5 protein-coding genes are annotated in these 9,602 nt (G+C 40.1%); 1 reads left to right on the plus strand and 4 read right to left on the minus strand.

The features are described 5' to 3' along the window. Positions 1 to 347: 347 nt before the first annotated feature. The 3 genes from MXE38_RS11465 to MXE38_RS11475 all read right to left on the minus strand — a co-directional run bounded on the left by MXE38_RS11465 (position 348) and on the right by MXE38_RS11475 (position 4,862). Complete coding sequence (locus tag MXE38_RS11465) at positions 348 to 2,606, minus strand: sigma 54-interacting transcriptional regulator (RefSeq protein WP_246915095.1); 2,259 nt, start codon at positions 2,604 to 2,606, stop codon at positions 348 to 350. Positions 2,607 to 2,807: 201 nt separating this feature from the next. After that, positions 2,808 to 3,779: a C-terminal binding protein gene (locus MXE38_RS11470; RefSeq protein ID WP_246915098.1), complete on the minus strand. Its 972-nt coding sequence runs from the start codon at positions 3,777 to 3,779 to the stop codon at positions 2,808 to 2,810. A gap of 330 nt (positions 3,780 to 4,109) precedes the next feature. Then, positions 4,110 to 4,862 (minus strand): glucose 1-dehydrogenase, encoded by a 753-nt coding sequence (locus tag MXE38_RS11475; protein ID WP_246915101.1) that lies wholly within the window; start codon positions 4,860 to 4,862, stop codon positions 4,110 to 4,112. A 1,176-nt stretch (positions 4,863 to 6,038) separates the two neighbouring features. Here MXE38_RS11475 and MXE38_RS11480 point away from each other — a divergent pair. Continuing rightward, positions 6,039 to 6,869 carry a TIM barrel protein gene (locus MXE38_RS11480; RefSeq protein ID WP_246915104.1) on the plus strand — a complete coding sequence of 277 codons (831 nt, stop codon included), beginning with the start codon at positions 6,039 to 6,041 and terminating at the stop codon, positions 6,867 to 6,869. 1,220 nt (positions 6,870 to 8,089) lie between these two features. Here the strand turns inward: MXE38_RS11480 and MXE38_RS11485 are convergent. Further along, a complete protein-coding gene (locus MXE38_RS11485; RefSeq protein WP_246915107.1) occupies positions 8,090 to 8,722 on the minus strand; it encodes an RpiB/LacA/LacB family sugar-phosphate isomerase in 633 nt (210 codons plus the stop codon). Between the last annotated feature and the right edge of the window lie 880 nt (positions 8,723 to 9,602).

Below are 9,602 nucleotides of genomic sequence, written 5' to 3' on the forward strand. Positions count from 1 at the left end.
ATGCGTTCAGGATACAAATACTTATGCTAAAGGTATTAAAGTATCAAATGATACTATGGATAAGCTTAATATTAAGCACTCCAAGTGGCACGGCGAATGGTTTTACATAATTAAACCTCAGAATCAGCAAAAGGAAGTTTCCTAAAAAATCTAAATATTTTTTGGGGAGAGCTTTTGCAACTTTAGTGAAAATTCGTGTGTTTTATTTTTTTACAGTTCCTTAGTTTGCTGGTGGTATGGGAATTTGGGGGTTGCAATTATCGTAAAAATATAATCAGGGATGAGTCAGACAAGCGCTGATAAGAGAAAAGGGGGCTAAGAGTATAGCCCCATAAGAGAAAAGGATTTTAGTTGCTAGTTGGCTCTTTGAGCTTGCGCCATAGAGTTACTCGACTGATGTTAAGGCGAGAGCAAAGGTCTTGTTGAGAGGTGGTCTTTAGCAGTGATTGTAGGGCAACACGCTCTAAGTCTTTAAGCTTAAAATCAGGAGGAAGCTCCAGAACCAGTTTAAGATTGTTGCTCTTGGTACTCTCGTCAGTGGAGCCCTCATGGGTACTTATGTTGCTTTCACCCAAGTTGGAACCAACGCCTGTGCCAGCTATAGCACCAGAGCTAGCTCCTGCGGCAACGGCAGTGCCAGCAGCTGCTCCTGTTCCAGTATGGGGGCTAGTAGGGGCTAAATATGGATGGTTAGCTAGCATGGCACTCTTAATGAGCTCTTCATTTATGATAGCTTCATGAGAGGAGCCTTCGTAATTATCCATAGCATTGTTTTCTGGTGAGCCATAGCCTGAGCTTGGGGTGGCACTGCTAATAGGGTATGAGCTTGCGCTTGCACTGGCGGTTGCAGTTGCGGTGGCTTGGGCAGGGGCTGAGCTTAGGGATGAGATAAAGGCATAGGCTTGATCTAGGCTTAAGCACATGATCTCACAAAGTTTGGCTAAGGTGATGTGCGGGCCGTAGAGCACTATGGCTTCTGATACATTGCGTAATTGGCGAATGTTGCCAGGCCATGGGTAGCTTTGTAAAAAGTATAGGGCATCATCATCAATAGTAAGGTTTTGTGATTGGGCCTTACCTAAAAATGATTTGGTGTAGGTGGTAAAAAGCTCATAAATATCTTTAGGACGTTCACGTAAGGCTGGAATGCGTAATTGTAGAACATTAATACGATAATAGAGATCGAGACGGAAAGTACCTTGGCTTGCCATTTTCAATAAGTCTCTATTGGTAGCACAAATTACTCTTACGTCTAAAGGAATGATCTTATCATCGCCTACACGCATTACCTCACGCTCTTGGAGTACACGTAAGAGGCGACTTTGAACATCTAAAGTTAATTCACCAATTTCATCAAGGAAAATAGTGCCCTTATTAGCTAATTCAAATAAGCCTTTTTTACCTTGTTTTCTGGCTCCAGTAAAAGCACCTTCAGCGTAGCCAAACAGCTCACTTTCAATTAATGATGGTGGTAAGGAAGCGCAGTTTAATGATACAAAAGGCTCTGATTTGCGGTGACTGTGGTTGTGGATAGATTGAGCTAATACTTCTTTACCTGTACCTGTCTCGCCATAAATAAGCACAGTAGAATCAGTGCGAGCAAAGAGCTTAGCTTTTTCTACCAATTGCTCCATATTCTGCTCTTTTACTATCATAGAGGAAAAGGTAGCTTTGGCAATTAAGCCCTTATTAATATTGTGCCTTCTAATAGTGTGCTCATAGGCCTCAATAGCACTAGCTTCTTGAAGTAGTACTAAATGATTATCAATATCAGTATTAGGAAAGACAAAATGCATGGTATGCATCAGGACTTGCTTATTGCCCAAGTGCACTACTGCATGCTTATCTAAGGTTTGTTCAAATAAAGGACTTACTGTGTCATACCAGTCCTGCATATGATAATCATGCAGAATTTTTTCGGCTAAGACATTGTAAAAGACTGTCTCTTGCTTTTTGTTAAAGATGATTACGCCTTCTTGGATATTGTTAATTAGTAAGTCCAAGCGAGTTAATTGCAACCTTTTAACTTTTTCTAAGTGCAAGATACGCTTAGCAGCCAATAAGGTATTGGTTAAAGAAGAATCAGAGCAGGAAAAGACACGTGTTTTTAGATGTGGGTAGTGTTTAAGCAAATACTCATTAACCATTTGTCCGCTTAAGACACCATTGATGCCATTGAGTAAGATTTCTCCAGCATAGACAGGTACTTGCCCCATATCATGCACTGGATAGAAGGTAAGTTGAGAATGGGCAAAATCAACCTTCTGGAAAGAAGCAATATTGCCTGGGCTACCCATTACCGCAATTTTGCTGGCACCAGCTGTCATTAGAGCATCAATATCAGTAAAGAAAGATGATAAATCAGATAAGAGCTCAAGAACAGTAAAGTCAAAGTTTTTGCGCAAAATGTTAGCGCAAGTACCTGCTGCAATTACCAGCTGATAATCATGATTCTTTAGAGCAGGGATCATAGCTTCACTAAAGTAATCATAAACCTCTAAATTAAGCTCCAGCTCTTGGGCCATAGTGCGTGCTCTTTGAGCTATTTCTACAGTTGGAGCAAAAAACGCAGCTAAGGGCTTAGCATTGGCTAAATTGGTATCCATTACAAGCTCTCCTAAGGCAATGGGAAATTAGAGGTATTAAGATTAAGCTTATTAAAAGCTCACCAGCGCTCACTAAATCTTACATGATTAACTTCACTTTGATAAGGTGCCACCATAGGCGCTATCTTATGTGGCTTGTTAAATAAAAAGGAGGGTGAGGGCCCTCCTTTGGTTAGGTACTTGTGTTTTTAGTATGAAGGTTTAAATCTTATTAACTGGGCAGCGTAATGGCTCGCCTTTAGCGCCACGAACAGCCTCTTGAGCACACTTGGTCTTGAGATCAGATGCAGCCTCTACAGCATACCAAGCCATGTGAGGGGTGATTACAATGTTCTTGCAACCACGTAATGGGCTATTAGCGTCTAATGGCTCAGTGCAGGTTACATCGATACCAGCAGCGCTTAAATGGCCAGACTTTACTGCCTGAGCTAAGTCAGCTTCATTTACTAAGCCACCACGAGATACGTTCACAAAGAAAGAGCCTTGCTTCATCTTGGCAAAGTTTTGAGCATTCATGAAGTGAGCATTGCTTTCATTTAAGCTACAGTGTAAGGAGATGACATCAGAGCTTGCTAAAACCTCATCCATGCTATCTTTGAGCTCAACAAAAGATAACTCGCTATCAGCCTTAGCATGGGTGTAATCAATATCATAAGCAATCACTTTACAGCCAAAGGCATGGGCACGCTTAGCAAAAGCACTACCAATACGACCTAAGCCAATAATACCAACGGTTAAGGTGGACATACGGCGTACTGGAATGTAGCGGGCATAATCCCAAATACCAGCTTGAACATCGTTGTTAGCTTGACCTACTTTACGAACTAACTCTAATAATAGAGCAATCCCGTGATCTGCCACTTCATTAGTGCCATAGTCTGGTACGTTACAAACTGTAACGCCATGAGCGCTAGCGGCCTTTAAATCAACATTATCCACACCAACACCATAGCGAACTACAGTCTTGAGCTTTGGAAGGGCAGCAAAGACCTTTTCAGTAAAAGGAGCATACTGATTACATACAGCAGTAGCATCCTGTAATGTATTGATTAAGTCTTCCTCAGTGTGGCACTGTACCAACTCAAAATCGATACCAGCCTCTTTAAAGACCTTAGTCTCTTCGTTAATGTTGTCGTGATCGCAATCGGTAATATAAATCTTAACGTCTGACATGATGAAATCCTAAAAAATATGAAATCTGTACGTGGAGCAGCTCTTTACAACTACAACTAAGCTGCTTTTATCAAGCCTAAGACAGCTAACAAAATAAGCTCACTAAGTGATAGGCATTAAGCATTAGGCGCTATGCATGCGGTAGAAGCTATGCTCTGTGGGCTAGGCGCAATCATATGTGCTAAGGGCGATACGCAAAGCCCTAATCGTGGCTTGCTGCCTAAAGAGCTTGATAAAAAGATAGTCTTAAGCTTTTTTGAGGAGAGCATCTGTTGCTAGCTTTGAAGGCTATGTAGTAGATGCTCATTTTTTAAGTAAAGTTCTTATTGCTTATAGGGAGGCTAAAATACCACCATCTACAGCTAAGCATTGACCTGTGATGAAGTTGGCACCCTCAGAGGCAAAGAATACAGCAGCATGAGCTACTTCCTCTGGCTTACCCCAACGGCCTTGTGGAGTACGGTTGCAAATAAAGCTGTTGAACTTCTCATCTTCGATTAAGGCTGTGTTCATTTCAGTAGCAATATAGCCAGGAATAATAGCGTTAGCTTGAATATTGTACTTAGCCCACTCAATAGCAATAGCACGGGTAAACATCTTGATGCCGCCCTTGGAAGCAGTATAGGCACTAATAGTTGGGCGGGCGACCTCAGACATTAAGGAGGCAATATTTACAATCTTGCCACCCTTATCTTTCATAAGGTCAAAGCAAGCTTGGGTAATTAAGAAAGGACCAGTTAAGTTAACATCCATGACCTTATTCCAAGAGTCAAAGCTAAAGCTCTCTAAAGGTTCACGAATATTAATACCAGCACAGTTTACTAGAATGTCTAAGCTCTTAAATTGCTCCTTAATCTTAACAAAAGCAGCATCAATAGACTCTTTGTTGCCTACATCGCAAGCAATACCAAATACACGACCACTGTTGTCCTTATCGATTTGCTTGCAAGCTTCTTGTAGCTTAGCCTCATCACGGGCCATTACAATTAAGGTAGCACCTTGATCATAATAAGCATCACAAATAGCACGACCAATACCACGGCTACCGCCAGTAATTAATGCTGTTTTGCCTTGGAGCATCATAGTTAACATTCCTAAATAAATGATTGTTTAATTACAGATTTCATACCTTAGAAGTTAATCTCAGGTCAGGTTTTCAGCTTACTTAAGTAGGCTGTTACTCTCAATGTTACAGGTAACTATTTTCTTAAAACTGCAATCCTAATCACGAAAATAGTACTAACAAGAGCCTGGTATCTGTATAAACAAAAAGAAACTTAAGTACCTAAAAATCGTTCATAAGCATAGTGGTACTGCTTAGCCTTAGTAGCAACATGCTTATTGAGATAGAGTGCTTATCAAAACTTGCAATAGTGAAAGTCTTGGCAAGCTAAAAACAAGCTTTGGTTTCAATTAAGTAAACAATTGAGCACTCTTATATTACTAAAATGAAACCAAAAGCTTATTTTTCTTTCGTATAACCATATTTTGCACTTTCAGTGCCAAGTACCATACCAGTAGCAAAATAATTAAGGTTAAAGGTCAAAACTAGCTAGCCATACATACCCACCAGTTATAGTAAAACCATGATGAATAGGGCGGTTGCGGGGAAAATCTTCCTAAAAATAATCTTTGAAATTTCTTTAAATAGCACTTGGTAAACTACTTGCACTCTAGTATTTAAGTTAAGCTTGTGTTTCTAAATTGAAACAAATTAAGCACTAATACCCCAATTGTTATTTCATAAATGAAATGACTATATCAGCACTATGAAACACAATGAAATGGGGCTGCATCATAGCTATAGGCAAGGCCAAGGCCAAGGCCAAGGCCAAGGCCAAGGCCATGCAAAGCTTAAACAGTAATTAAGCTATCTAGCCTGACATCGTACCTGCGGCTTTTAGCCATAGCCAAACTACAGCTAAGAGCAAGAGCTAAGAGCTAATGGATAAGGGCGAAGCCTTGGATCAAGTAATAAGCTCTTTCATTAAGGCTTTCATTACGGTGCGGTTCCTTTATAGCTGTTAGAGCTATAGCAAGCAGAACATGTCTATAGCGTGAAAACAACCTATAGCTGCGTGTCAGAGCTGGTTAAAGCGTAGAGTGCTGTATAGCAGCGTATAGCAGCTTATAAAGACGTGTAGCGCCATATTGCAGCATATAACAGCGTGAGGCACGTGTAATAGGGGATTAGTACTAAGCTTTGGTTTAGCAACATAGCTAAAAGAATTAATAAGATCACTTTAAGAGGACAAAGATATGATTCAGATTGGTGTAAGAGCTCATGATTTTGGTAAGCAAGAGCCACATGACCTCTTTATGCAAATTGCCGATGCTGGCTTTGAAGCAATTCAGTTAGCTCTACCAAAAGCTGTTGCTGGGGTTAATAGCTTTGATGATGTTAACTTAGAAGTTGTTAATAAGGTTGCTAAGGCCTTAGATGACAGTGGCCTTAAGCTTGCGGTATTAGGCTGCTATTTAGATTTAACTACTAAAGATGAATCCTTAATGCAAAAGAATCTTCAGACTACTGAAAAAATTCTTAAAGTAGCAAAGGATTTAGGTGCTCACTGTGTAGCATCAGAAAGCACCTATGGCAAGGTAGCAGCTCAAGACAGAAAAGAGTACATGGAGCGCCTCATTAGCATGGTAGGAAAGGTATTAACTATGGCTCGCTCTGTAAATATGCCTTACGCTTTAGAGCCAGTGTTTTACCATGCCTTAGCCAGCAAAGAGCTCTTTTTACAATTAGCTCACAGCGTTGGACGAGACCACCTACAAGTAATTTACGATCCAACTAACCTTATGGATCCAAAATACTTAGACTGCCAAGAGCAGTATATTGCTTCTTGTTTAGCTGCCTTTGCACCATATGCCGACATCATTCATATCAAAGATTTTAAAGTTAATGAAGATGGTAGCTATAGCCCATGTCGTTTAGGAGATGGCTCTTTACAAGTTGAAACTCTAAGAGCCTATTTAGCTAAGTGTGCCCAGAGCAACCTTTATCTTATCCGTGAAGAACTAGACCCAGTCAACGCCTCCTATGAGGTCAAATACTTAAAAGAACTTTTAGGCCATAGCTGCTAATCCCAATTATCAAGCAAGTAAGCAAGCTGCCCAGACCATGCCAGCACAGACATACCTGGCCATAAAGACCAGTCCTATACTGTCATGTCATGTCATGTCATGCCATGCCATGCCTTACGTAGCCTTAGCAGGGCTTATTCATCCTTGGCTGAGCTTTGCTAAACCTATGGTCTAGCAAGGCAAAGCCTCTAAACTTTTACTTAGAAAACTAAACTAAATCTAAAGCTCTAAAGCTCACGCTCTAGAGCTTTTTTAGTGACCTCATCCACTACCTCAAGCTACACATAGGCCATGAAACAGCAGCAGTCAGGCACAACCTATTAATCATGTACTAATGAAGGATGAGTTTATCTTGGCAAAATAAGATTCCCAAGAAACAGTACGCTCAAAGAGCCAATCCATTAATAAACAATGGACTGACTTTACAATAAATGCTTATACAACCTTTGCTAAGGGTGCTCAATTAACAAGCCCAAGCCCAATACTGAGAGTGTCTAATTAAGTTTTAAGCAACAGTGGCTTTACCCTTTAGCAATACTCAAACACCATATTTCTAAGTACTTGGCAGATGTTCTTAGATAGTCCGCAACTTAGTCAGCTGGGCAAAAAATAAACTGCTTCAATACAGAGCTTTTCAATTAAAGGGTAGTTGTAAAAAGGCTATAGCTTGATAGAGGGCTTCTACAATCATAGTCTCAATGGGGAGCCATTTTGTAAGCATGGGACGTGGTAGCTTTAGCTCTTTTATGATGAGCATAATGGAGGCTAATGGTGCCTAATAGGCCCAAAAGCTTTAAGCACTCCTACAAAATAGACATGCTTTAAAAGGCAGGTTTCAAAAAGACCTTTATCGTGTTTAGCCTTGATTGAGAAGGTCTTAAGAGCAAGCTTATACAAGATAAGCCCCATATTCAGGCACAAGAAATCAGGTCTTAAGCATCAAAGCTTATATTAACGAGCGTTGGTAAAGGCAATGCCAGTCTTAACAGTTAATACTTAACAGTTAATGTTTCATTTGGTGTGTGGACTGGGGGTGCGCTCATAGAGAGCTTTAGAGCAAGTCTCAACTTGATAAAAGAGACAGGATAGAGGAGATAAGGTCTAAAAGGAAGTATGGAGGTAGCGTGGAGAGTTTTTAAGCGCTCATAGAAAAGCCACCGCTCTATAAGTAGAGACAGTGGCCATTGTTCGCTATGATAGGTTTTAGAGCAGCTTAAGGATTATAAGCTCTTTAAGTAATCAGCGATTTCTTGATCTTTGCAGTTTGGATAGAATAACTCTGCAAACTTTGGATCATTAATAGTGGTCTTTACAAAGTCCTTATCGAGATCCTTTATGATATCGATTAATGGACGGTGGGTGATCTCTTTAACTTGAGTTAAGATCTTGGCATTAGCCTGCTCAGCCTCACGGCGCTCTACAGGGTAACCACCACCAAAAGGAGCTACGAATAATTTTTCAAAGGTATAGCGTAAGTTAATTTCACCGCCCCAGCCATAGTTTTGAGCATATGGAAGAGAAATAGCATTACCGCCATTAACTTGGGTGAATAAGAAAGCATCAACAGGGTTGGTTACGTGACCGCATTGTACACCTGGGAAAGAGTTGCAAGCTAAGCATGCACCCTCACCAGTACCACAGCCAGTAACTACAAAATCAACAACTTTGCAGTTTAAAACTAAAGATGCAAGCAAGCCATTCATTACATAAGTTAAACGGCGCTCGTCCTCAGCGCTGTACATACCAAAGTTAATTACTTCATGACCATTAGCCTTGGCAACAGCATTTAACTCTTCAAAAACGATTGCGTTCTTAGCAGCTTGAGAGTTCTCAAGAATCAAACCGATCTTCATAATCAAAAATATCCTAAGTTTGAGTGGTAAGAGTAATCTAGAGCTACAAACACAAAATGAGTGCTAAGCATGTCTGTAAATCCAGATTTCGTTCTAAAGAGTGCTCAACGATAATGACTAACATTCTAGTCAATCAGTAATGAAAAAGCTATATATTTTTTGTCAAAAATGTGCACCAGTATGCAATTTTAGCCACTACTAGTATGCAAGTGCCATATGTTAAACACTTTACCAAAATAGTCTTATCTTAGCTTACTAAGCTCACCACCACTACTACTACTACTACTAACCTCAACTAAGACATCATGCACTTAGAGGAAAGTAGAGTAGGTATTTGAGCATTAGGCGCTAAAGGATAGAGCACAAGTTTTATGGAGCAAAACAAACTTTTGCCCTAAACACAAAAGCATATGCAGAAGGATGGGTCAAATATAATGCTTAAGGGTTCAATTAGGCCACTCCAGTTAATGGGGGATTAACACAGGTAATAAGTAGCAAAAGCACCTGGAGCGGAATGCAAAGCACTAGCTAAGCGGTAGGTATATGTTCCTTTAATCCCTTTAGGGCCAGTGAATAGTTTTAACAGTGGCCAACTAAAAAACTGAGGGAGCAATTATGGATTCCAATTAAGTGTTCATTAATTTTGGTAAGAATAAGTGTAACTGTAAAATATCCGAAAGATGCAAATAGAACCGCATTCTTATACCATTTGTACATGTTTTATGACATGTGGAGGTATATATGTCGGTACCTAATACAGCTACTTTGCACTCGGTAAATAAAACAGAAGTAACTGAATCTCAAGTTGCTGATGTAATTATACAAGGCAATCTTTGCTCGTATCAAATTGGCCTTAAATTTGGCATTTCTCCTACGAAGG

This window comes from Anaerobiospirillum sp. NML120448 (assembly GCF_023050945.1).
Classification (GTDB): domain Bacteria; phylum Pseudomonadota; class Gammaproteobacteria; order Enterobacterales; family Succinivibrionaceae; genus Anaerobiospirillum.

Excerpts from the sequence above, each read along its gene's own strand:
- MXE38_RS11475 (WP_246915101.1), bottom strand. The coding sequence starts at position 4,862 with ATGATGCTCCAAGGCAAAACAGCATTAATTACTGGCGGTAGCCGTGGT.
- MXE38_RS11465 (WP_246915095.1), bottom strand. The coding sequence starts at position 2,606 with ATGGATACCAATTTAGCCAATGCTAAGCCCTTAGCTGCGTTTTTTGCT.
- MXE38_RS11485 (WP_246915107.1), bottom strand. The coding sequence starts at position 8,722 with ATGAAGATCGGTTTGATTCTTGAGAACTCTCAAGCTGCTAAGAACGCA.
- MXE38_RS11470 (WP_246915098.1), bottom strand. The coding sequence starts at position 3,779 with ATGTCAGACGTTAAGATTTATATTACCGATTGCGATCACGACAACATT.
- MXE38_RS11480 (WP_246915104.1), top strand. The coding sequence starts at position 6,039 with ATGATTCAGATTGGTGTAAGAGCTCATGATTTTGGTAAGCAAGAGCCA.